The 22,943-nt window shown below is 71.1% G+C and carries 18 protein-coding genes; 9 read left to right on the top strand and 9 right to left on the bottom strand.

What is annotated here, in order from left to right; translation table 11 throughout:
- Positions 1 to 5 precede the first annotated feature (5 nt).
- A complete protein-coding gene (locus ACZ6S6_RS16295) occupies positions 6 to 638 on the bottom strand; it encodes a TetR/AcrR family transcriptional regulator (RefSeq protein WP_362963224.1) in 633 nt (210 codons plus the stop codon).
- A gap of 317 nt (positions 639 to 955) precedes the next feature.
- Between ACZ6S6_RS16295 and ACZ6S6_RS16300 the strand changes: the two genes are divergently transcribed.
- The 4 genes from ACZ6S6_RS16300 to ACZ6S6_RS16315 all read left to right on the top strand — a co-directional run bounded on the left by ACZ6S6_RS16300 (position 956) and on the right by ACZ6S6_RS16315 (position 5,188).
- Complete coding sequence (locus tag ACZ6S6_RS16300) at positions 956 to 1,936, top strand: tetratricopeptide repeat protein (RefSeq protein ID WP_469706029.1); 981 nt, start codon at positions 956 to 958, stop codon at positions 1,934 to 1,936.
- A 600-nt stretch (positions 1,937 to 2,536) separates the two neighbouring features.
- Positions 2,537 to 3,193, top strand: a complete 657-nt coding sequence (locus ACZ6S6_RS16305; protein ID WP_362964768.1) for a DUF6230 family protein — start codon at positions 2,537 to 2,539, stop codon at positions 3,191 to 3,193.
- Positions 3,194 to 3,285: 92 nt separating this feature from the next.
- Positions 3,286 to 3,876, top strand: a complete 591-nt coding sequence (locus ACZ6S6_RS16310; RefSeq protein WP_362964770.1) for a DUF6114 domain-containing protein — start codon at positions 3,286 to 3,288, stop codon at positions 3,874 to 3,876.
- Positions 3,866 to 5,188: a hypothetical protein gene (locus tag ACZ6S6_RS16315; RefSeq protein WP_469706030.1), complete on the top strand. Its 1,323-nt coding sequence runs from the start codon at positions 3,866 to 3,868 to the stop codon at positions 5,186 to 5,188. Before ACZ6S6_RS16310 ends, ACZ6S6_RS16315 begins: the two co-directional genes overlap by 11 nt.
- 111 nt (positions 5,189 to 5,299) lie before the next feature.
- Here ACZ6S6_RS16315 and pyk read toward each other — a convergent pair whose 3' ends face one another.
- From pyk to pta, 3 genes are all read right to left on the bottom strand, one after another.
- Positions 5,300 to 6,730: a pyruvate kinase gene (pyk, locus tag ACZ6S6_RS16320; protein WP_362964774.1), complete on the bottom strand. Its 1,431-nt coding sequence runs from the start codon at positions 6,728 to 6,730 to the stop codon at positions 5,300 to 5,302.
- A 74-nt stretch (positions 6,731 to 6,804) separates the two neighbouring features.
- On the bottom strand, positions 6,805 to 8,046 hold the full coding sequence (locus ACZ6S6_RS16325) for an acetate kinase (protein ID WP_469706031.1): 1,242 nt from the start codon (positions 8,044 to 8,046) through the stop codon (positions 6,805 to 6,807).
- Positions 8,043 to 10,124 carry a phosphate acetyltransferase gene (gene pta / locus ACZ6S6_RS16330; RefSeq protein WP_362964778.1) on the bottom strand — a complete coding sequence of 694 codons (2,082 nt, stop codon included), beginning with the start codon at positions 10,122 to 10,124 and terminating at the stop codon, positions 8,043 to 8,045. Before pta ends, ACZ6S6_RS16325 begins: the two co-directional genes overlap by 4 nt.
- A gap of 259 nt (positions 10,125 to 10,383) precedes the next feature.
- Here pta and ACZ6S6_RS16335 point away from each other — a divergent pair, with 259 nt between their 5' ends.
- On the top strand, positions 10,384 to 11,409 hold the full coding sequence (locus ACZ6S6_RS16335) for an ATP-dependent 6-phosphofructokinase (RefSeq protein WP_362964780.1): 1,026 nt from the start codon (positions 10,384 to 10,386) through the stop codon (positions 11,407 to 11,409).
- Between the two features lie 145 nt (positions 11,410 to 11,554).
- On the opposite strand, the gene ACZ6S6_RS16340 is transcribed toward ACZ6S6_RS16335, so the two are convergent.
- The 3 genes from ACZ6S6_RS16340 to ACZ6S6_RS16350 form a co-directional block, all read right to left on the bottom strand.
- On the bottom strand, positions 11,555 to 12,178 hold the full coding sequence (locus ACZ6S6_RS16340) for a helix-turn-helix domain-containing protein (RefSeq protein WP_469706094.1): 624 nt from the start codon (positions 12,176 to 12,178) through the stop codon (positions 11,555 to 11,557).
- Positions 12,179 to 12,374: 196 nt separating this feature from the next.
- Complete coding sequence (locus tag ACZ6S6_RS16345) at positions 12,375 to 13,049, bottom strand: response regulator (RefSeq protein ID WP_362964833.1); 675 nt, start codon at positions 13,047 to 13,049, stop codon at positions 12,375 to 12,377.
- Positions 13,050 to 13,054: 5 nt separating this feature from the next.
- Positions 13,055 to 14,785 (bottom strand): sensor histidine kinase, encoded by a 1,731-nt coding sequence (locus tag ACZ6S6_RS16350; RefSeq protein ID WP_362964782.1) that lies wholly within the window; start codon positions 14,783 to 14,785, stop codon positions 13,055 to 13,057.
- Between the two features lie 164 nt (positions 14,786 to 14,949).
- Here ACZ6S6_RS16350 and ACZ6S6_RS16355 point away from each other — a divergent pair, with 164 nt between their 5' ends.
- The 4 genes from ACZ6S6_RS16355 (at position 14,950) to ACZ6S6_RS16370 (ending at position 18,626) form a co-directional block, all read left to right on the top strand.
- Positions 14,950 to 16,314: a cation:dicarboxylate symporter family transporter gene (locus tag ACZ6S6_RS16355; protein ID WP_362964784.1), complete on the top strand. Its 1,365-nt coding sequence runs from the start codon at positions 14,950 to 14,952 to the stop codon at positions 16,312 to 16,314.
- Positions 16,315 to 16,436: 122 nt separating this feature from the next.
- Complete coding sequence (locus tag ACZ6S6_RS16360) at positions 16,437 to 16,853, top strand: MerR family transcriptional regulator (protein ID WP_362964786.1); 417 nt, start codon at positions 16,437 to 16,439, stop codon at positions 16,851 to 16,853.
- A complete protein-coding gene (gene trxA, locus ACZ6S6_RS16365) occupies positions 16,850 to 17,194 on the top strand; it encodes a thioredoxin (RefSeq protein ID WP_362964788.1) in 345 nt (114 codons plus the stop codon). Before ACZ6S6_RS16360 ends, trxA begins: the two co-directional genes overlap by 4 nt.
- Positions 17,195 to 17,336: 142 nt before the next feature.
- Positions 17,337 to 18,626, top strand: coding sequence for an HAD family hydrolase (locus tag ACZ6S6_RS16370; RefSeq protein WP_469706032.1), 1,290 nt, complete (start codon positions 17,337 to 17,339; stop codon positions 18,624 to 18,626).
- 76 nt (positions 18,627 to 18,702) lie between these two features.
- On the opposite strand, the gene glgB is transcribed toward ACZ6S6_RS16370, so the two are convergent.
- On the bottom strand, positions 18,703 to 21,060 hold the full coding sequence (glgB, locus tag ACZ6S6_RS16375) for a 1,4-alpha-glucan branching enzyme (RefSeq protein WP_469706095.1): 2,358 nt from the start codon (positions 21,058 to 21,060) through the stop codon (positions 18,703 to 18,705).
- Positions 21,061 to 21,313: 253 nt separating this feature from the next.
- Positions 21,314 to 22,717: a maltokinase N-terminal cap-like domain-containing protein gene (locus ACZ6S6_RS16380; RefSeq protein WP_469706033.1), complete on the bottom strand. Its 1,404-nt coding sequence runs from the start codon at positions 22,715 to 22,717 to the stop codon at positions 21,314 to 21,316.
- Between the last annotated feature and the right edge of the window lie 226 nt (positions 22,718 to 22,943).

Raw genomic sequence — 22,943 nt, forward strand, 5'->3', positions numbered from 1 at the left:
GAGGGCTACTGTTCCGCGGCGGCCGCGCCCAGCCCCGCCAGGAGCAGCAGGGTGAAGCGCCGGGCCCAGTCGGCATCGACGGGCTCGGCGCTCACCAGCACCCGGTGCACCACCGCGCCGGCGATCACGTCGAAGACCAGATCCGCCGTCAGGGCCGCCGTGACCTCGTCCTGCTCCTCCGGCAACTCGCCCCGGTCCTGCGCCCGTTGACGTCCCCGCAGCACCAGCCGCTTCTGCCGGTCCACGATCGAGTCGCGGATCCGGGTCCGCAGCGCCTCGTCGCGGGTCGACTCCGCGACCACCGCCATCAGCGCGGTCTGGGTCTCCGGCCGCTCCAGCAGCGCGGCGAACTGGAGCACCACCGCCTGCACATCGGCGGACAGGCTGCCCAGATCCGGCAGCTCCAGCTCGTCGAAGAGAACCGCGACCGCGTCCACGACCAGCTCGTTCTTGCCCGCCCAGCGCCGGTACAGCGTCGTCTTGGCGACCCCGGCCCGCGTCGCCACATCGCCCATCGTCAGCTTCGACCAGCCGAGATCGACCAGCGATGCTCTGGTCGCCTCAAGGATCGCCTCATCGGCCGCGGCATTGCGCGGACGTCCCCTTCGTGAGGGTTTGGGGTGGCTGTGGCTCAGCATGACGCGACCATACCCGTCAGTAGCTAGTACCGACCGGTCCCGTTCGCCGTGAGACAGATCACCGGGCAGTCCTGTTCAGCAAGGGTGGTGGCCAGTTACGCTACGGGTCGTAGCGTAAGAACAACGGTCCGGCCGTTGTGGCGCCACGGGCGAACGACAGCCACAGGCACCGGGTGGGGACCGGGTGCCGAACCGGGTCTTTCAGGGGCCCTCGGACCGTGTCTGTCCGTACACCTCGCACACCGGCGGGGGGCGCGGACGGGCGCGGTTCACACATTGCTTTCCGGATCGGTGCGCCAAGGGGGGAGGATGTACGTATGCAGCCTAGGAACATGTCCATGAGCGGCGTCGTCGACCTCGCCGCGGTGAAGGCGGCCGGTGAGGCCAAGGTGAAGGCGGAGCAGGCCCGTGCCGAGTCCGCCCGTCAGGGTGGCCCCGCCGCCGTACCCGTTTCCTCCCTCGTGTTCGACGTCGATGAGGCGGGCTTCGAGAGCGACGTCCTGCAGCGCTCGGCCGAAGTCCCCGTCGTCATCGACTTCTGGGCCGAGTGGTGCGAGCCATGCAAGCAGTTGGGGCCGCTCCTGGAGCGGCTGGCCCATGAGTACAGCGGCCGCTTCGTGCTGGCCAAGGTCGATGTCGACGCCAACCAGATGCTGATGCAGCAGTTCGGGATCCAGGGCATCCCTGCGGTCTTCGCGGTCGTCGCCGGCCAGGCGCTCCCGCTCTTCCAGGGCGCGGCCCCCGAATCCCAGATCCGCCAGACCCTGGATCAGCTGATCCAGGTCGGCGAGGAGCGGTTCGGACTCACCGGCATCGTGGTCGACCAGGACGCGGCGGCTCCCGACGCGGCCGCGCAGGAGCCCGCACCGGTGCCCGCCGGCCCGTACGACGCCCTGCTGGAGGCGGCCGCGCAGGCGCTGGACGCCAGTGACTTCGCGGGCGCCGTCCAGGCGTACAAGAACGTCCTCTCGGACGAGCCCGCCAACAGCGAGGCCAAGCTCGGCCTGGCCCAGGCGGAACTCCTGGCCCGGGTCCAGAAGACGGACCCGCAGCAGGTCCGCCAGGACGCCGCCGAGAACCCGGCCGATGTGCCGGCCCAGCTCGCCGCGGCAGACTTGGATCTGGTGGGCGGTCATGTTGAGGACGCGTTCGGGCGCCTCGTCGAGACGGTCCGCCGGACGTTCGGTGACGACCGCGACCGGGTACGGGTGCGGCTGCTGGAGCTGTTCGAGGTGATCGGCCCCGATGATCCCCGCGTGGGCGCCGCGCGTACCGCCCTCGCGCGCGTCTTGTTCTGATCTGACAATACGGCCGCGACTCCTTCCGGGAGTCGCGGCCGTTTTCGCGTCGGGACGATAAGAGAAGCCCGCGCTTTACCAAATCTTGATAAAAGCACGGGCTGTTACTCCGAGTAAATCACCCACTGGGATCTGTCCGATTTCGCGCGCCAATGCCGTGGTTCGTCTGCGGGTCCTGGGCAACCCTGTGTGGCCGGTCGGTGCCGCCCGGTCGTAGGCGGGTTATCGCGCCGTTACCAGTGAGTAACGAGCCCCCTTGTGTCACGGCCGCGAATGGACCACGATCGGCCACGCTCGGTCCAATAACGCCAGTCCGGCTGCCAGTCGGTGCGGCGGCTCCGTTGGGTCCCCACCGGGTGGGCCGGCGGCAAGTGGTGCCGGCTCCGGACAGGGGGGTTCCTGCTGATTCGCAGGGCCTGTCCGAAGAGGTTGCGCGAACGCGTGGCCAGTGGTTGTCGCTCGGGGGTGATCGCCGGTGATTCGGGCACGGTTCACGTCCCCGTTCGCGGGCGCTCTCCTTTCCGAGGACGTAGCACTTCTCCCATCCCAGGTCGGGCAGGATGCCAGACCGGAGATGTACGTCCGAGAAGGAGGAAAAGTATGAGTTCCCAGGTTCGCGGTGGCACGAGATGGAAGCGTTTCGCTGTCGTCATGGTGCCGAGCGTCATAGCCACCGCCGCGGTGGGTGTGGGTCTGGCACAGGGCGCGCTCGCCGCGTCGTTCAGCGTGTCCGGGCAGGAGTTCAAGGTCAGCGCGAAGAAGCTCGAAGGCTCCGACTTCGTGCAGTACGGCAACGTGGCCACCGAAGCCGGCGCCGACCCCAAGGTCGAGGGCAAGGGACACGCCGTGGCCGTGTCGGGCTTCAGCGAGGCCTACATCACGAACATGTGCCAGTCCGTCGCCACGCCCAACCTGCCGTTCGGCCTCGGCACCATCACCATGAGGCTGGAGGCGGGTGGCGGGGGCAAGCGTGTCTACGCCAAGGACCTCTACCTCGATGTGTCGGAGCTTGACGCCGACGCCAAGTTCAAGAACATCGACATCGGTGTGGCCGCGGGTTCGCTGCCACGCACGGACAAGGGCACGGGCATCCAGCCTGGCACCAAGGCCGACCCCAACGGGTTCTCCCAGCGCGCCGAGAAGGCCGTGCTGACCGACGTCAAGCAGAAGGCGTGGGCCACGACGGCCGGCACCTTCAACCTCAGCGGTCTGAAGCTGCGCCTGCACAAGGGCACCGACATGGAGTGCTACCACTAGGCACCCGCCAGGGTGGCCGGGGGACGCACCGCCTTCCGGCCACCCACCCTTCTCTTTCTCACGGCAGTACCGGTTCCAGGGAGCTGTTTTCCATGAGCCCCGAATCCCAAGGGCAGAACGAGCACTACCTCAGCGTCTTCCGGCGGATGTTCCGCACCTGGCGGGGTAACCGGCCGTTCTGGGCGGGTCTGTTCACCATGTTGGGCGGAGTACCCATCGCGTACTTCCCGTACGCGAACATGCACCTCGGCAACGTGACGCTGGCCATGTCCACCACCGCGGGCGCCGGGTCGCTCATCATCGGAGTCCTGCTCATCACGCTGGGCCTGACGATGTGGTTCCACAGCATCGTCAGGGTGTTCGCGGGCGTCGCGGCGATCCTCCTCGCGCTGATCTCGATCCCCGTCGCCAACATCGGCGGCTTCCTGATCGGCTTCCTGCTCGCCATGCTCGGTGGCGCGCTCTCCCTCTCCTGGGCTCCTGGTGAGCCGGGGACGGAAGAGGCCGCGCCCGCGGCGGGAGTTCCCGCCGAAGCGGCACCGGAGGGCCTCTCGTTCACGAAGGACGAGCAGACCCCCGCACCTTCCGGGGGCGAGCTCTACGGGAGCGCCGTTCCCCAGCAGGAGGCGGCGCAGTACGACACGACAGTCGAGGTCGACGGCGGGAGCCATCGTGCGGGGTGACGACAATCAGGCGGACGCCGCGGGCGAGAGCGGGCCCCAGGAGCGAAGAGGGCCCCGCCACGCCGCCCCCAGGAAGTCCCTGCTGACGAAGCTCCACATGCCCGCGGGCAAGAAGGCGTTCGCGCTCGCCGCGATGCCGACCGCGGTGTTCGTCGGCATGGGGCTCACCCCGAAGCTGGCGATGGCCGACGACAGTGCGGACATCCCCTTCGCGCCGGGCCCCTGCGTGACCCGTTCCGACGAGCCGAGCGAGTCGCCGTCGCCCTCCGCGTCGGAGACGAAGTCGCCGTCCCCGTCCGCCACCGCGAGCGGCAAGGCCACGCCGGACAAGAGCGACGGGGCCACCCCGAAGCCCTCGGCCACCCCGTCGGCGAGCGCTTCGGGCGACAAGGCGGCCGGCACAGCGGGCGACAACGCGGCCGACTCGGCGAAGAAGAGCACCGACGCCCCGGCCGCGAAGCCGAGCGCGACCCCTTCGCCCACCAAGTCGAAGAACCCGCTCGACCCGCTGGGACTGGGCGACGCCCTCAAGGACCTCTTCGACGGACCGGACAAGGAGACGGCCAGTCCGTCCCCGAGCGCCACCACCGCGTCCCCGAAGCCGTCCGCGAGCGCCGGCGACAAGGCGACGACGGGCAAGACCGACAAGCCCGTCGACAAGGCCACGGACGCGGCGAAGGACACGGTCGACAAGACCGCCGACGCCATCCGCGAGGCGGCCGGCAAGGCGGGCAAGCCGGTCGAGGAGCTGGACAAGGACGTCAAGGGACTCGACCCCAAGAAGGACGAGGACATCCCGGACGGCGCCAAGCCCTCCTTCCCGTGCCCGACCGCCGACCCGGAGGCACTGGCCGCGGCCGGTCTGGAGCAGGGCATTCCCCGGGTCCCGAACGACCCGTGGATCCTGGAGAGTTCGCTGCTCACCCTGAGCGGGCTCGACTACAAGGGCATCGTGGAGGTGGAGAAGGGCGACGGCAGCACGAAGAAGGTGCTGAAGTTCACCGCCTCCTCCGTCGACATCAAGGACCTCCACCAGCTGACGGTCGGCCCGCAGTCGGACGTCACCGGTCATGTGAAGGCGCGGAAGGGTTCGACCTCCACCATCCGCGACGGCACGGTGACGATGTACACGGAGGAGCTGAAGGGCAACCTCTTCGGCCTCATCCCGATCACGTTCAGCCCGCAGACCCCGCCCCCGCTGAACGTGCCGTTCGCCTTCTTCACCAAGGTGAAGGTGACGCAGGCAGGTCAGTTCGGCGGCACGCTGACGGTGCCGGGACTGCAGAACTACTTCACGGGCAGCGACAGCTAGGGTCTTTCGTTATGCGTGCGGCGTGAGGCCCGCCCAACCGCCGAGGGCGGTGCCCCGGTTCAATTCGAACCGGGGCACCGCCCTCGTGTCGTGTACGGGACCGCCGTGCGGTCAGTCGCGGCCCTGGCCGCCCACGTGGTGCACGCGCACCATGTTGGTCGTGCCGGGGACGCCGGGGGGCGAGCCGGCCGTGATGACCATCGTGTCGCCGGCGTTGTAGCCGCTCAGCTTCAGCAGCTCCGCGTCGACCAGGTCCACCATCGCGTCCGTGTTGTCCACGTGCGGGACCACATGGGCCTCGACGCCCCAGCTGAGGGCCAGCTGGTTGCGGGTGGACTCGTCCGTGGTGAAGGCCAGGATCGGCTGGGCCGCGCGGTAGCGGGAGAGACGGCGGGCGGTGTCGCCGGACTGGGTGAACGCGACCAGGGCCGCACCGTCCAGGAAGTCCGCGATCTCGCAGGCCGCGCGGGCCACCGAACCACCCTGGGTGCGGGGCTTCTTGCCCGGCACCAGCGGCTGGAGGCCCTTGGAGAGCAGCTCCTCCTCGGCGGCGACGACGATCTTCGACATCGTCTTGACCGTCTCGATCGGGTACGCGCCCACGGAGGACTCCGCGGAGAGCATGACCGCGTCCGCGCCGTCCAGGATCGCGTTGGCGACGTCGGACGCCTCGGCGCGGGTCGGACGGGAGTTGGTGATCATCGACTCCATCATCTGGGTCGCCACGATCACCGGCTTGGCGTTCCGGCGGCAGAGCTCCACCAGGCGCTTCTGCACCATCGGGACCTTCTCCAGCGGATACTCGACGGCGAGGTCGCCACGGGCGACCATCACACCGTCGAACGCCATGACGACGCCCTCCATGTTCTCGACGGCCTGCGGCTTCTCGACCTTGGCGATGACGGGGACCCGGCGGCCCTCCTCGTCCATGATCTTGTGGACGTCCTTGACGTCACCGGCGTCCCGGACGAAGGAGAGCGCGACCAGGTCGCAGCCCATCTTCAGGGCGAAGCGGAGGTCGTCGATGTCCTTCTCGGACAGGGCGGGGACGTTGACCGCCGCACCCGGCAGGTTGATCCCCTTGTGGTCGGAGATCACCCCGCCCTCGATGACGATGGTGTGGACCCGGGGGCCGTCCACGGAGACGACCTTCAGCTCGACGTTGCCGTCGTTGATCAGGATCGGGTCGCCCTTGGCGACGTCTCCGGGCAGGCCCTTGTAGGTGGTGCCGCAGATCGACTTGTCCCCGGGGACGTCCTCGGAGGTGATGACGAACTCGTCCCCCCGGACCAGTTCGACAGGGCCCTCGGCGAACTTCGCCAGGCGGATCTTCGGGCCCTGGAGGTCGGCGAGTACGCCGACCGCCCGGCCGGTCTCGGCGGCGGCCTCGCGGACCCGGTCGTAACGACCCTGGTGCTCCGCGTGGGAACCGTGACTGAAGTTGAATCGGGCCACGCTCATGCCGGCCTCGATCAGAGCGACGAGCTGCTCATGGGAGTCGACGGCGGGACCGAGGGTGCAGACGATTTTGGAACGGCGCATGAGGCGGATCCTATCGGTTTGTTTAGCTGCGGAATATTCCGGCTGGTGGAAGATACAAAGGGGCGCGGGGGTGCTCAGTTGTCGACCAGCGCGAAGGTCTGGTCCGCGATCTCCAGCTCCTCGTCCGTCGGCACCACGGCGACCGCGACCCGTGCGTAATCCGGCGAGATCAGCCGCGGTGCGCCGGACCGTACGGCGTTGAGATCCGCGTCCACCACCAGGCCGAGCTCCTCCAGACCGGCGATCGCAGCCTCCCGTACCGGTGCCGAGTTCTCGCCGACCCCCGCCGTGAACACCACGGCGTCCACCCGCCCGAGGACCGCCGAATAGGCGCCGATGTACTTCTTCAGCCGGTGGACGTAGATGTCGAAGGCGAGTGCGGCACGTTCGTCGCCCTCGTCGATCCGGCGCCGGATCTCCCGCATGTCGTTGTCGCCGCAGAGGCCGACCAGACCACTTTTCTTGTTGAGCAGTTCGTCGATCTCGTCCGCCGACATCCCCGCCACCCGCTTGAGGTGGAAGGTGACGGCCGGATCGATGTCTCCCGAGCGTGTACCCATGACCAGCCCCTCCAAGGGGGTCAGTCCCATCGACGTCTCCACGCACCGGCCGGCCGCCACCGCGGAGGCCGAGGCGCCGTTGCCCAGGTGGAGCACGATGACGTTGACGTCCTCGGGGGCGTGGCCCAGCAGCTCGGCCGTCTTGCGCGAGACGTACGCGTGCGAGGTGCCGTGGAATCCGTAGCGCCTGATCCGGTGCGCGTCGGCGGTCTCCACGTCGATCGCGTACCGGGCCGCGTACTCCGGCATCGTCGTGTGGAACGCGGTGTCGAAGACCGCCACCTGCGGCAGGTCGGGGCGCAGCGCCTGGGCGGTGCGGATGCCGGTGATGTTCGCCGGGTTGTGCAGCGGCGCCACCGGGACCAGGCGCTCGATCTCCGTCAGCACCTCGTCGGTGATCACGGTCGGCTCGGTGAACCGCAGCCCGCCGTGCACCACCCGGTGGCCGATCGCCGCCAGCTCGGGGGAGTCCAGGCCGAGCCCGTCGGCGGCCAGCTCCTCGGCGGCCGCCCTGAGCGCCGCGTCGTGGTCGGCGATCCGGCCCGCGCGCTCCCGGCTCTCGCCACCGCCGCCGGTCAGCGGGGTGTGGGCGAGCCGGGAGGTCTCCTCGCCGATCCGCTCGACCAGACCGGACGCGAGCCGGGAGTGGTCGCGCATGTCCAGGAGCTGGTACTTCAGGGAGGAGGAGCCGGAGTTGAGGACGAGCACCCGGCTCGCCCCCTCGGCTGTCTCGGCACCTTCGGTCGGGGTGGTCATGCGGGTCGCTCCTCGCCCTGTGCCTGGATCGCCGTGATCGCCACGGTGTTGACGATGTCCTGCACCAGCGCGCCCCGGGACAGGTCGTTGACGGGCTTGCGCAGCCCCTGGAGAACCGGGCCGACGGCCACCGCTCCCGCCGAGCGCTGCACGGCCTTGTACGTGTTGTTGCCGGTGTTCAGGTCCGGGAAGATCAGGACCGTCGCCTGGCCCGCCACCTCGGAGCCGGGCAGCTTCGTCGCCGCGACGCTCGGCTCCACCGCCGCGTCGTACTGGATCGGGCCCTCGATCATCAGGTCCGGGTGGCTCGCGCGCACCCGGTCCGTCGCCTCGCGGACCTTGTCGACATCGGCTCCCGTGCCCGAGGTCCCCGTCGAGTACGAGAGCATCGCGATCCGGGGCTCCACGCCGAAGCGGGCGGCGGTCACCGCGGACTGCACGGCGATGTCCGCGAGCTGCTCCGCGTCCGGGTCCGGGTTGACCGCGCAGTCCCCGTACACCAGGACCTTGTCCGCGAGGCACATGAAGAAGACCGAGGAGACGATCGAGGCGTCGGGTTTGGTCTTGATGATCTCGAACGCGGGGCGGATCGTCGCCGCCGTGGAGTGCACGGCCCCGGAGACCATGCCGTCCGCGAACCCCTCCTGGACCATCAGGGTGCCGAAGTAGTTGACGTCCGAGACGACGTCGTACGCGAGCTCGACCGTCACCCCTCGGTGGGCGCGCAACTGCGCGTACCGCTCCGCGAAGGTCTGGCGCAGCTCGGAGGTCTGCGGGTCGATGAGCTGGGTGCCGGCCAGATCGATGCCGAGGTCGGCGGCCTTCTTACGGATGATGTCGGGGTCGCCGAGCAGCGTGAGGTCGCAGACGTCGCGGCGCAGCAGTACGTCGGCCGCGCGCAGCACCCGTTCCTCGGTGCCCTCCGGCAGTACCACCCGGCGCCGGTCCGCGCGGGCCTGCTCCAGCAGTTCGTGCTCGAACATCATCGGCGTGACCCGGCCGCTGCGGGCGACCGAGATCCGGTCGAGGAGCGCGCCCGTGTCGACATGGCGCTCGAAGAGTCCCAGCGCGGTCTCGGCCTTGCGCGGCGTCGCCGCGTTCAGCTTGCCCTCCAGGGCGAAGAGTTTCCCGGCGGTGGGGAAGGAACCGTCGACCACCGCGACGACCGGGGTGCCCGGTGCGAGCCGTGCGGCCAGCTTGAGTATCTCCTCGCCGGGCCGCTCGTTCAGCGTCAGCAGCAGGCCCGCGATGGGCGGGGTGCCCGCGCTGTGCGCGGCGAGCGAGCCGACGACCAGGTCCGAGCGGTCCCCGGGGGTCACCACCATGCAGCCCGGCGTCAGCGCCTTCAGCAGGTTCGGCAGCATCGCGCCGCCGAACACGAAGTCCAGCACGTCCCTGGCGAGACCCGCGTCGTCGCCGAGCAGCACCGTCCCGTCCAGCGCCGCGGTGATCTGGGCGACCGTCGGCGCCGAGAGGGCCGGATCGTCGGGCAGCACCGAGCAGGGGACGGGCAGCGTGGCCGAGAGCCGGTCCGCGATGGCCTCGCGGTCCGCGGAGGCCACCCGGTTCACCACCATCGCGACGACATCGCAGCCCAGACCGGCGTACGCGCGGTAGGCGTTGCGCGTCTCGGCCCGCACGGACTCCGCGTTCTGGTCCTGGCCGCCGACCACCGCGATCACCGAGGCGCCGAACTCGTTGGCGAGGCGGGCGTTGAGGGCCAGCTCGTCGGGGAGCTGGGTGGCGGCGAAGTCGGTGCCGAGCACGAGGACCACCTCGTACTTCTGGGCCACCCGGTGGAAGCGGTCGACGAGCCGGGAGACCAGTTCGTCGGTCCCCTGCTCCGCCTGGATCGCGGAGGCCTCGTGGTAGTCGAGGCCGTAGACCGTCCCCGGGTCCTGGGAGAGCCGGTAGCGGGCCCGCAGCAGCTCGAACAGCCGGTCGGGGTCGTCGTGGACCAGCGGGCGGAACACCCCGACCCGGTCCACCTGACGCGTCAGGAGCTCCATGACTCCCAGATCGACGACCTGGCGGCCGTCTCCCCGGTCGATCCCCGTCACGTACACGCTGCGCGTCACGCGTGCTCTCCCGTCCTTGCCTGGCAGATTTGGGTGGTATCGCCTGTTTGACGATACCTGCGGGGGCCGAGGGGCCGCCCGCCGGGCGAAAGCCCCTCTCCGAGGCCGCCGGCGCCGCCGCCGCGAGCGGCCGGCGGCCCCCGGAGCAGGCCGAGAGCGCGAGGTACGTACCAGGCATGGGACAATCACCGTGGCTCACGGTACGGGGGATTCTGTAGTTACCGGCGGACAGGCCCTAGCGAGCAGGAGATAAAGCACGATGCGCATCGGAGTTCTCACCGCAGGCGGCGACTGCCCAGGCCTGAACGCAGTGATCCGCTCGGTCGTGCACCGTGCCGTGGTGGGGCACGGCGACGAGGTCATCGGGTTCGAGGACGGGTTCAAGGGCCTCCTCGACGGTCACTTCCGCCCCCTCGACCTCAACGCGGTCAGCGGCATCCTCGCCCGCGGCGGAACGATCCTCGGCTCCGCCCGGCTGGAGCGTGACCGGCTGCGCGAGGCGGCCGAGAACTGCGCCGAGCTGAGCCGCCGTTACGGCATGGACGCGCTGATCCCGATCGGCGGCGAGGGCACCCTCACCGCCGCCCGGATGCTCTCGGACGCCGGGATGCCCGTGGTCGGCGTACCGAAGACCATCGACAACGACATCTCGGCCACCGACCGCACCTTCGGCTTCGACACGGCGGTCGGCGTCGCCACCGAGGCGATAGACCGGCTGAAGACCACCGCCGAGTCCCACCAGCGCGTCATGGTCGTCGAGGTGATGGGCCGCCACGCGGGCTGGATCGCGCTGGAGTCCGGAATGGCCGGCGGGGCCCACGGCATCTGCCTGCCCGAGCGGAAGTTCCAGGTCGAGGACCTGGTCAAGATGGTCGAGGAACGCTTCGCACGCGGCAAGAAGTTCGCGGTCATCTGCGTCGCCGAGGGCGCGCACCCGGCCGAGGGCTCGATGCCGTACGCCAAGGGCGCGATCGACCAGTTCGGCCACGAGCGCTTCCAGGGCATCGGCAACCGCCTGGCCGTCGAGCTGGAGACCAGGCTCGGCAAGGAGGCCCGGCCGGTCATCCTCGGCCATGTGCAGCGCGGCGGCACGCCGACCGCGTACGACCGGGTGCTCGCCACCCGCTTCGGCTGGCACGCGGTGGAGGCGGCGCACCGGGGTGACTTCGGGCGGATGACGGCCCTGCGCGGCAACGACATCGAGATGGTGCCGCTCGCCGACGCGGTGACCCAGCTCAAGCGCGTCCCGCTGGACCGGATGCACGAGGCCGAGTCGGTCTTCTGACCGGGCCGGCCGGCCCCGGCGAGCTTCATTGAGCAACGGCAGCAACGGCAGCAACGGCGAGCGGGGCCGTGACCGTCCACCCTGGACGGTCACGGCCCCGCTCATCGTCGTGCGGCGGACCCTGCGGCGGACCCTGCGGCGGGTCTCACTCCTCGGCGGTCTGCCAGAACCGGTCCACGATCCCCGCCAGGAACGCCCGGCCCGCGTCGCCCGTCGCACTCTCCCGCTCGCCACCGGTGCTGCCCCAGCTCAGCGTGGACACCATCACCGCCTGGTACTCGGAGTGCAGCTGTTCCAGTACGCCCTGGAGCACCTTCCGGTCCACCGGCACCACCTTCGAGACCGGCCGCACATACGCCTGCCAGCGCGTCGTCACGGCGCTGCGCAGCAGCTCGGCCAGCTCCTCGTCCCGTCCGGCCGCCGTCACGAAGCCGGCGGCCGTCAGCCCCAGCGCCTCGGTGAGCGCCGCGGACTGGCGCTCGTTGCCCCGCCACCGTCCGGACTCCTCCATGCGCAGATACGCGGACGTGGCCATCCCCAGCAGCCCCGCCAGCTCGTCCGGCGCGAGGTCCCGGGCGACCCGGTGCTCGCGCAGGGTCCGGGCGGCGGTCAGGAGTTCACCGGGGGCGCACCACAGCACCCCCGCGAGCGCCGTGAGTTCGTACTCGGTCGGCAGAGCGAGTCCACGCTCCCAAGCGGCTACGGTCTCGGCGCTGATCCGGAGTCCGTACTGGGCGCCGAGGCCGTAGGCGACATGACCGGGAGCCATTCCCAGGGCCTCGCGCAGTCTGCGCGCGGCGGGGGCATTGAAAGGCGGGGTGGGGTGCACGGCCCTACCGTAGGAGGTCAGAGGCGGTATGACTACGGTGTGTTCTGCCGAGGCCACGGCTCGTAGGAAGCTCCTAGGGCGAAATCCGGGCGGTCGGGCACCCCTGCGGGGGCCCAGGGACGGCCCGGGAGCCCGCTCAGCGGGCCTCGGCCACCCACCGGTAATGCAGTTCCGGGCGTCCTATCTGTCCGTACTGTGGACTGCGCACAGTCCGCCCCGTGGTCACCAGATGTTCCAGGTAGCGGCGCGCGGTGATGCGGGAGATCCCCAGCTCCACGCCCGTGGCGGCCGCCGTCACCCCGTCCGGGGCCGAGCGCAGCACCCGGGTCACCGCCTCCAGCGTCGGACCGCTCAGGCCCTTGGGCAGCCGGGCGGGCTGCGGGGAGCGCAGGGTGGCGAGCGCGCGGTCGACCTCGTCCTGTCCGCTGGCCTCGCCGGCCGCCGCCCGGAACTCCGCGTAGCGGACCAGCCGGTCGCGCAGGGTGGCGAAGGTGAACGGCTTCAGCACGTACTGGACGACGCCGAGCGACACCCCTTCCCGGACCACGGCCAGATCGCGCGCCGAGGTCACGGCGATCACATCGGCGGCATGACCGGCCGCCCGCAGCGAGCGCAGCAGGTGCAGACCGTGCCCGTCCGGCAGGTACAGGTCCAGGAGCAGCAGATCGACCGGCGTGCGCTCCAGCGCCCGCACCGCCTCGGCGCGCGAGTGCGCGACCGCGGCCACCTCGAATCCCGCGACCCGGTCCACGTAGAGCCGGTGGGCGGCGGCGGCGACCGGATCGTCCTCGACGACCAGCACCCTGATCACCGGGTTCATGTGGCCCTGCCCTTCCGTGCGCCGCTGCCCTCGGGCAGCGGCAGCCGTACGGTGAACTCCGCGCCGCCGTCCGGCCCCCGCTCCAGCGTGACCACGCCGCCGTTGCGGTGCGCGGCCTGCTGTACGAGCGCCAGGCCGATCCCGCGGCCGGCGCCGTGCGTCGACCAGCCGCGCCGGAACACCTCCGCGGCATCGGCCGGGTCGACGCCGGTCCCGTTGTCGGCGACCCGCAGCAGGAGTTCGCCGTCCCCGGCGAGTGCGGTGACGGTGACCCGGGCGCGTGCGGGGCGGTGCGGCGACGGGCCGCGCTGGGCGGGGACGGAGCCGTCCCCCGAGCCGTCCACCGGGGCGTCTCCCGGACCGTCCACCGAGTCGTCCACGGCACCGGGCGGGCCCGCCACCGCCTCCGACGCCGCGTCCACCGCGTTGTCGATCAGATTGCCGAGGACGGTGACCAGATCGCGCTGCGGCAGCGACGCGGGCAGGACCCCGTCGTCGATCAGGCTGTCGTCCGCCAGCACCAGCTCCACCCCCCGCTCGTTCGCCTGCGCCGCCTTGCCCAGCAGCAGGGCCGCCAGCACCGGTTCGGCGACCGCGCCGACGACGCGGTCGGTCAGGGCCTGCGCCAGTTCCAGCTCCGCCGTGGCGAAGCCGACGGCCTCCTCGGCCCGGTCCAGCTCGATCAGCGACACCACCGTGTGCAGCCGGTTCGCCGCCTCGTGGGCCTGCGAGCGCAGCGCCTGCGTGAAGCCGCGCTCCGAGTCCAGTTCGCCGGACAGCGCCTGGAGTTCCGTGTGATCGCGCAAGGTGACGACCGTGCCGCGCCGCTCGCCGCCCACCACCGGGCGGGTGTTGACCACGATCACCCGGTCCGCCGTCAGATGCACCTCGTCGACCCGCTCCTCGGAGGCGAGCAGCGCCCCGGTCAGGGGCGCCGGCAGATCGAGTTCGGCGACCAGGCGCCCGACCGTACCCGGCGCAAGGCCCAGCAGCTCCCGGCCCGCGTCGTTGATCAGGGCGATCCTGCGCTGCCCGTCGAGCATCAGGAGCCCCTCGCGTACCGCGTGCAGCGCGGCCTCGTGGTAGTCGTGCAGCCGGCTCAGCTCTGCGGCGTTCATCCCGTGGGTGTGCCGCCGCAGCCGGGCGTTGATCACATAGGTGCCGATGCCGCCGAGCGCCAGTGCACCCCCCGCCGCGAGCCCGAGCGCGCCCAGTTGCGCCCGCACCTGGGAGGAGACCCGCTCGACCGTGATGCCCGCACTGACCAGGCCGACGATCCGGCCGCCGTCCCGGACCGGCGTGACGACCCGGATCGAGGGGCCGAGCGTGCCGGTGTACGTCTCCGAGAACGTCTCGCCGCGCAGGGCCTGCGCCGTGTGCCCGAGGAAGGTCTCGCCGATCCGGTCGGTGTCCGGGTGCGTCCAGCGGACCCGGTGCGGGTCCATGATCGTGACGAAGGCGATCCCGGTGTCCCGGCGGGCCGCATCCGCGTACGGCTGGAGGACGGCCGACGGGTCCGGGGTGCGGATCGCCTCCCGTACCGACGGTGAATCGGCCACCGACAGGGCCACCGCCCTGGCCTGCCGGGTCGCCGTCTCCCGGGCCTGTGCGCTGCCGGACGCGTACGAGAAGAAGGCGCACCCCGCCACGACGGCCGCCACCAGCACCACCTGCATGGCGAAGAGCTGTCCGGCGAGACTGCGCGGACGGGGGCGGAGAAAGCGCATAGCCACAGTCTGCCTGGCCGAAAACCCAAGAGGGGCCGGCCACTGGGGGCCGGCCCCTCTTGTGAACGAAATGCACGTAACGGTGACCGGGGTCACAGGGACCGGAATAGTCGCCGGGGCCCCCAGGGACGGGGGAGGGACAAGGACGAGCCGAGGAGACCCCCGTGGGAGTGGCCGCCGCCAAGCGGGACCGTACGAAGTATCTGTATATCGCCGTGATCGTGGCGGTGGGGCTCGGCATCCTCGTGGGCCTCGTGGCCCCGGATGCCGCCGTTGAGCTCAAGCCGATCGGAACCGGCTTCGTCAATCTCATCAAGATGATGATCTCGCCGATCATCTTCTGCACGATCGTGCTGGGGGTCGGCTCCGTACGAAAGGCCGCCAAGGTCGGCGCCGTCGGCGGTCTGGCCCTCGGCTATTTCCTGGTGATGTCGACCGTCGCCCTGGCCATCGGCCTGGTCGTCGGCAACATCCTGGAGCCCGGCTCCAGCCTCCACATCACCGAGGCGACCCGCGCCGCGGGTGCGGCGCAGGCGGGGGACAGCGAGTCCACCGCGGACTTCCTGCTCGGCATCATCCCCGACACCATGGTGTCGTCCTTCACCTCGGGCCAGGTCCTCCAGACCCTGCTCATCGCCCTGCTCTCGGGCTTCGCGCTCCAGGCCCTGGGGTCGGCCGGCGAGCCGGTCCTGCGCGGCATCGGCCACATCCAGCGCCTCGTCTTCCGTGTCCTCGCCATGATCATGTGGCTGGCCCCGGTCGGTGCGTTCGGCGCCATGGCCGCGGTGGTCGGCGAGACCGGCGTGGACGCGCTGAAGTCCCTCGCGGTCATCATGGTCGGCTTCTACATCACCTGCGGGCTCTTCGTGTTCCTGATCCTGGGCACGATCCTGCGCCTGGTGGCCGGGCTCAACATCCTCTCCCTGCTGAAGTATCTCGCCCGGGAGTTCCTGCTCATCCTCTCCACCTCCTCGTCCGAGTCGGCCCTGCCGCGGCTGATCGCGAAGATGGAGCACCTGGGTGTCAGCAAGCCCGTCGTCGGCATCACCGTGCCGACCGGCTACTCGTTCAACCTGGACGGCACCGCGATCTACCTCACGATGTCGTCGCTCTTCATCGCCAACGCGACGGGTGACCCGCTGAGCATCAGCGAGCAGATCTCGCTGCTGGTCTTCATGGTGATCGCCTCCAAGGGCGCGGCGGGCGTCACCGGCGCCGGACTGGCCACTCTCGCGGGAGGCCTCCAGTCGCACCGCCCCGAGCTGGTGGACGGTGTCGGTCTGATCGTCGGCATCGACCGCTTCATGAGCGAGGCCCGCGCCCTGACGAACTTCGCGGGCAACGCCGTCGCCACGGTGCTCGTCGGCACCTGGACCAAGGAGATCGACCGGGAGCGGGTGGACCAGGTCCTCTCCGGAGCGCTGCCGTTCGACGAGGCGATGCTCGCGGACGAGGGCCCCGCCGATGAGCCGCACGTCCCCGAGGCCAGGGACGGCGGCGAGGAGCAGCCCTCGCTCGCGAAGGTGTAAACACCCCCATGCACGCCGGGCCGGTACGGAGCTTCCGTACCGGCCCGGCGTGTGTCCGCGCACTCGCCCCCGAGCCCCGTCACCCTTGCCTTGACGTCGGCGTCAAGGCTTACGGTCGTTCCATGCGAATCGGGGAGCTGGCCGAGCGGGCCGGAACGACGACGCGGACGCTGCGCTACTACGAGTCGCGCGGGCTGCTGCCGACGCGGCGGGCGGAGAACGGGTACCGCACGTACGACGAGGCTGATCTGCGGCTGCTCCAGCAGATCCGGACCCTCCAGGACTTCGGGTTCGACCTGGAGGAGACCCGGCCCTTCGTCGAGTGTCTGCGGGCCGGCCATCCGGCCGGTGACTCCTGCCCGGCCTCGCTGGCCGTCTACCGGCGCAAGCTCGGCGAGCTGGACGCGCTCATCGGCCAGCTCCAGTCGGTCCGCACGGAGGTGGGCGCCCAGCTGGCCCGCGCCGAACTGGAGGCTTCCGCCGAGCTGCCCGGCGGCCCCGAACCACGATGTGAACTGAACTGGGAGGACGACACATGATCCAGGTGGAAGGCGTGGCCGAGGTCACCGACGAGACCTTCGACGCGGAGGTACTGGGGGCGGGGCTCCCCGTCCTCGTCGAGTTCACCGCCGACTGGTGCGGACCGTGCCGCCAGCTCGCCCCCGTGCTGGGAGCGATCGCGGCCGAGGAGAGCGAGCGCGTCAAGATCGTCCAGATCGATGTCGACCGGAACCCCGGGATCACCTCCCGGTACGCGGTGCTGTCGATGCCGACCCTAATGGTGTTCCGGTCGGGCGAGCCGGTGAAGTCGATGGTCGGCGCCCGGCCGAAGCGCCGGCTGCTCCAGGAGCTGGAGGACGTGCTGCCGGCAGCACACTGAGGTGCGCGAAGCCGATGGCGGCGGACGCGGGCGGGCGGCCGAACACCGCGAAGGGCAGGGGAGGAACGCCCCTCGGCCCGCGTCCACGCAGTGGAGCGCGCCCCCTCAACATCGCGGAAACATTGATGTACGGTCCACTCGCATGCGCACCCGACTTGTACTCGCGTGGACCTCAGCCGTGACCGCCGCATTAGCGGTCGCGGCCGCAGCCGGCCCCGTGGCCGCCGCCCCGGCCGATCGCATGTCCGTGACGCCGACGGCCCGCTGCCCCCAACTCTCCGGCCAACTCACCTGGTACGGCCACAACCGCGCCCAGCTGCAGCGCGTGATCGACGAGCGCGGCACCTGCCACGGCAGGGGCGGACCACGCCCGGTCGCGGCGTTCGACTGGGACAACACCATCACCAAGAACGACGTCACCGACGCCACCATCAGCTGGTCCCTGCGGCACGACAAGATCCTCCGGCCCGCCCGCTGGAAGGACACCAGCAAATGGCTGACGGACACCGCGGACAAGGCACTCACCAAGGCCTGCGGCACCGACGTCAGGGTGGGAGCGCCCCTGCCCACCTCCACCCGTGCCCGCTGCGCCGACGAGATCCTCCAGATCCGTGAGGACGGCACCACGATGAGCGGCGAGGCCGCCTTCGCGGGGGAGTGGAACCACCGGCGTACCGTTCCGCAGTACGCGTGGGTGCCCCAGCTGTTCGCCGGACACACCGTCCCCGAACTGCGCGCGTACACGGAGGCCGCCCGCACGGAGGCCCTCGCCGCGCCCGTCGGTGCGACCCGCACCGTCGGCACCCACGTCCTTCCGGCCTACGTCCGGTACTACGAACAGCAACGCGACCTCGTCCGTACGCTCCAGAAGGCCGGGTTCGACGTCTGGATCGTCTCGGCGGGTTCCGAGCCGGTCACCGAGGTCTGGTCGCGCGGCATCGGAATCGACCGCGCGCACACCGTCGCCATCCGCTCCGTACTCGACCACAAGGGCCGCATCACGACCAGGAACGAGGGCTGCGGCGGGGTGGGCGTCACTGAGGGCGAGGCCATCCCGTACATCGACGGCAAGCGTTGCTGGATCAACCAGGAGATCTACGGGATCAAGGGCCGGGCCGCCTGGAGCCGGCAGGCCCCGGACCGGCGGATCACGCTCGGCGGCGGTGACGCCGACACCGATGTGACGTTCGTCGGTGATGCCACGGGCGCGCACCTCGTGCTCAACCGCAACAAGAACGAGGTGATGTGCCGCGCCTACGACAACGCCGACGGCCGCTGGGTCGTGAACCCCATGTTCATCGAGCCGCTGCCCCGCAGGACCACGCCCTACCCCTGCGCGACCGCCGCCTACACCGAGCCCGAGGGCGGCTTCGGCCCCGTGCTGCGTGGCGACGGCAGCGTCGTACCCGACCAGCAGGACACGGTGTACTGACGCGAGGACCGGCACGGGAAGACGCCGCGGCGGCCCCGGGAAACGACCCGGGGCCGCCGGCGGCGTCGACGCCCCGTCAGGCGGGCCGCAGCCACACCGTCGCGAGCGGCGGGAGCGTCAGCGTCATACTCGTCTCCCGGCCGTGCGCCGCCACCGCCTCCGGCTTCAGGGGCTCCTCGTTGCGCACGTCGCCGCCCCCGTACCGCGCCGCGTCCGTGTTCAGGACCTCCGTCCAGGCCGCCGGGCCGTCCGGCACCCCGACGCGGTATTCGTGCCGGACCACCGGCGAGAAGTTGCAGACGGACAGCAGCGGTGAGCCGTCCGCGTCGAAGCGCAGGAAGGCGAAGACGTTGTCCTCGGCCGCGTCACCCGCGACCCATTCGAACCCCTCCGGGACCGTGTCGCGCTGCCAGAGCGCCGGCGTCGCCCCGTACACCGCGTTCAGATCGCTCACCAGGGTCCGTACGCCCCGGTGGTCGCTCTCCGCCGCGTACGACGGATCGAGCAGCCACCAGTCCGGGCCGTGGCCCTCCGACCACTCCGCCCCCTGAGCGAACTCCTGCCCCATGAAGAGGAGTTGCTTGCCCGGGTGGGACCACATGAAGCCGAGGTAGGCGCGGTGGTTGGCGCGCTGCTGCCACCAGTCGCCGGGCATCTTGCTGACCAGCGACCGCTTGCCGTGCACGACCTCGTCGTGCGAGATCGGCAGCACGTAGTTCTCGCTGTACGCGTACACCATCGAGAAGGTCATCTCGTTGTGGTGGTACTTGCGGTGCACCGGCTCCTTGGACACGTACTCCAGCGAGTCGTGCATCCAGCCCATGTTCCACTTCAGCCCGAAGCCGAGCCCGCCGAAACCGCCGGGGCCGACATGGTGGGTGGCGCGGGTGACGCCGTCCCAGGCAGTGGACTCCTCGGCGATGGTGACGACGCCGGGGTTGCGCCGGTAGACGGTGGCGTTCATCTCCTGGAGGAAGGCGACGGCGTCCGGGTTCTCCCGGCCGCCGTGCTCGTTCGGGGACCAGTCGCCCTCCTCGCGCGAGTAGTCGAGGTAGAGCATCGAGGCGACGGCGTCCACCCTCAGCCCGTCGATGTGGAACTCCTCGCACCAGTAAGTGGCGTTGGCGACCAGGAAGTTGCGCACCTCGGTGCGGCCGAAGTCGAATTCGAGGGTGCCCCAGTCCGGATGCGCCGCCCGCTGCGGGTCCGAGGGTTCGTACAGCGGCCGGCCGTCGAACTCGGCGAGCGCCCACTCGTCGCGCGGGAAGTGCGCGGGCACCCAGTCGACGATGACGCCGATCCCGGCCCGGTGCAGCGCGTCGACCAGGAAGCGGAAGTCGTCCGGTGTGCCCATCCGGGAGGTCGGGGCGTAGAAACCGGTGACCTGGTAGCCCCAGGAGCCGCCGAAGGGGTGCTCGGAGACCGGCATCAGCTCCACATGCGTGAACCCCAGATCGCGTACGTACGCGGGGAGTTGCTCGGAGAGCTGACGGTAGGTGAGGCCGGGCCGCCAGGACGGCAGGTGCACCTCGTACACGGACAGCGGCGCCTCGTGCACCGGGACGTCCCCGCGACGGGCCATCCACTCCTGGTCCTGCCAGACGTGGTGCGCGGCCGTCACGACCGAGGCGTTGGAGGGCGGGACCTCGGCATGGCGGGCCATCGGGTCGGCGCGCAGCGTGTGCGTGCCGTCCGGGCGGCAGATGTCGAACTTGTAGAGCGCGCCCTCCCCGATCGCGGGCAGGAACAGCTCCCACACCCCGGTGGAACCGAGCGAACGCATCGGGAAGCCGGTGCCGTCCCAGTAGTTGAAGTCACCCGAGACGCGTACCCCGCGGGCGTTGGGGGCCCAGACGGTGAACCGGGTGCCGGTGACGCCCTGGTGCTCCATCGGCTGGGCACCCAGCGCGGTCCACAGCTCCTCGTGCCGGCCCTCGCCGATCAGATGCAGATCGAGATCGCCGAGCGCGGGCAGGAAGCGGTACGGGTCCTGGACCTCGATCTCGTTGTCCTCGTAGGCCACCAGGAGCTGGTACTCGGGGACCGCCCGCATCGGCAGGAGCCCGGAGAAGAAGCCGTCGCCGTCCTCGTGCAGCTGGGCCCGGAGCCCCTTGGCCAGCACGGTCACGGACCGGGCGAAGGGGCGCAGCACCCGGAACGTCACCCCGCCGCGGATCTGGTGCGCGCCGAGCAGGCCGTGCGGGGCGTGGTGCTCACCGGCCAGCAGCCGGGCCCGGTCCCCGTCGTCCAGGGCGCGGGCCGGGCGGACCCCCTGACCGCCGCCGGCGCGGCGGGGACGCGGCGGTGCCGCCGCCCGCTTCGCCCGCTTGACGGGAGCGGGTGCGGGAGCGGAGGCGGCTGCGGGCGTGGGGGCGAGTGCGGTGACCGGGGTCGCGTCCGGCGTCGGCGTCGGCGTAGGCATCGGCATCGGCATCGGCGTGGTGACCGGCTCGGGGAGCGGGGCGCTCGCCTCCACCGGTGCGAGGGTCCCGGTCGCCGGGCCTGCGGCGGTGGCGTCCGCGTGCTCGGCGGACAGCGGGGCCTCGGGGGTGGTCGGAGCGGGATCGGGCGCTTTGCGGGACGGCTTGCGGGCGGTCACAGGGACAGCCTCCTCGGGGGTGTGGGTGGGGGCGGGAGGGGTGGGGCGCCGGGGACCGCGCGCGGTACGGGGTGCGCGGCGGCGGGTGTCAGCCGGTGGCGGCGGCCAGGCGGTGGATGGCGGCCATCGGGACCGGAAGCCAGTCGGGCCGGTGCCGTGCCTCGTACAGCACCTCGTACACCGCCTTGTCGGTCTCGTGGGCCCGCAGCAGCTCCGGTTCGCCGCGGGGGTCGATGCCCGCGGCCTCGGCGTAGCCGTCGCAGTAGGCGGACCGGCAGCGCGCCGCCCAGTCGGCGTTCCAGGGCCGGTGGGAGCGGGCCGCGTAGTCGAAGGAGCGGAGCATCCCGGCGACGTCGCGCACCGGTGGCTGCGGGCCGCGGCGCTCCGTGAGCGGGCGGGCCGGTTCGCCCTCGAAGTCGATCAGCGACCAGAAGCCGTCGGCCCCGCGCAGGGTCTGGCCGAGATGGAGATCGCCGTGCACCCGCTGGGCGGCCCGGCTCCGCCCCCGGTGGCCCAGCGCCGTCACGGCGTCGAAGGCGGCGCGCAGCCCGGGGACGTACGGCACCAGTTCCGGCACCGCGTGGGCGGCCGCCTCCAGCCGCCGCACCATGCCGGCGGCCTGCTCGTCCGTCTCGCCGAGGGGCGGCACGGGGGTGGGCAGCGCCGCGGCGAGCGCGGTGTGCACCTCGGCGGTGGCCCGTCCCAGCGCGCGGGCCTCGGGTCCGAAGTCGTGGCCCGCCGCGAGTGCCCGCAGCGCGAGCTGCCAGCCGTCCTGCGCATCGTGCAGGAACGGCTGGAGCACCCCGAGCGTGAGGTGCTCCGGCACGGTGGACTCGAACCAGGCGACGGGGGCCGGCACGCGCCCGCACCCCTCGCGGGCGAGCGCGAGAGGCAGTTCCAGATCGGGGTTGGTGCCCGGGAACACCCGGCGGAAGATCTTGAGGATGTAGGCGTTGCCGTAGACGAGGGAGGAGTTGGACTGCTCGGTGTCCAGCACCCGGGGCGCGAGCCCGGCGGGGACGGTGGCCGCGCCCCGGCCGAACCGCAGGACGCCGAGTCCGCCGGGGGTGCGCAGCCGCTCCAGCAGCAGGGCGGTGAGGCGCGGGTCGTGCAGTGCGTCGTAGACGGTCAGGCCGGCCAGCGGACCGTCCTTCACATGGCCGATGAGGGCGGGTGCCAGCCGGGTCGGCAGCGTGGGCCGTACGCCGAGCAGCAACTGGTAGCAGTCGATGGGGGGCTGGGCGGGCATGGTGGGCTGGTGGACCCGGACCAGCAGGTGCAGGAGTCCGGGGCCGGCGCCGGCGGCGGTGCCGCCGGACCTCTCCACCGGCAGCATCTCGGTCGCCGACACGAGCGAGAAGGCCGTGACCGGCCGTCCCTTGCCCGCGAACCACCGCTGCCGGGGCAGCCATTCATGGAGCAGCGGTCCGAGAGACGGGAGCAGGGCTGTGCTGTTCGCCAGGGTGACCTGAGCGGATGCAGCCTCCGACATGGCATCGCGTCCTTTCCCCGGGCACACCACAGGATGCGAAGAGTGTCCCGGATTGCGGCTTTGGCTGTCCGGCTGTGCGGGACGTGTCGGGTCAGGATGGTCCGTACGGACTCGACTCGAAGGGAACGAAACGCCAGGAGGATCCATGAAGGGTCCTGAAGCGTTCGATATGGGGGGAGAGTGCCCCGTGCGGAGCGGCGGAAACCGCCCCGCACGAGAGCCTCTC

This window comes from Streptomyces sp. NPDC048671 (assembly GCF_055587045.1).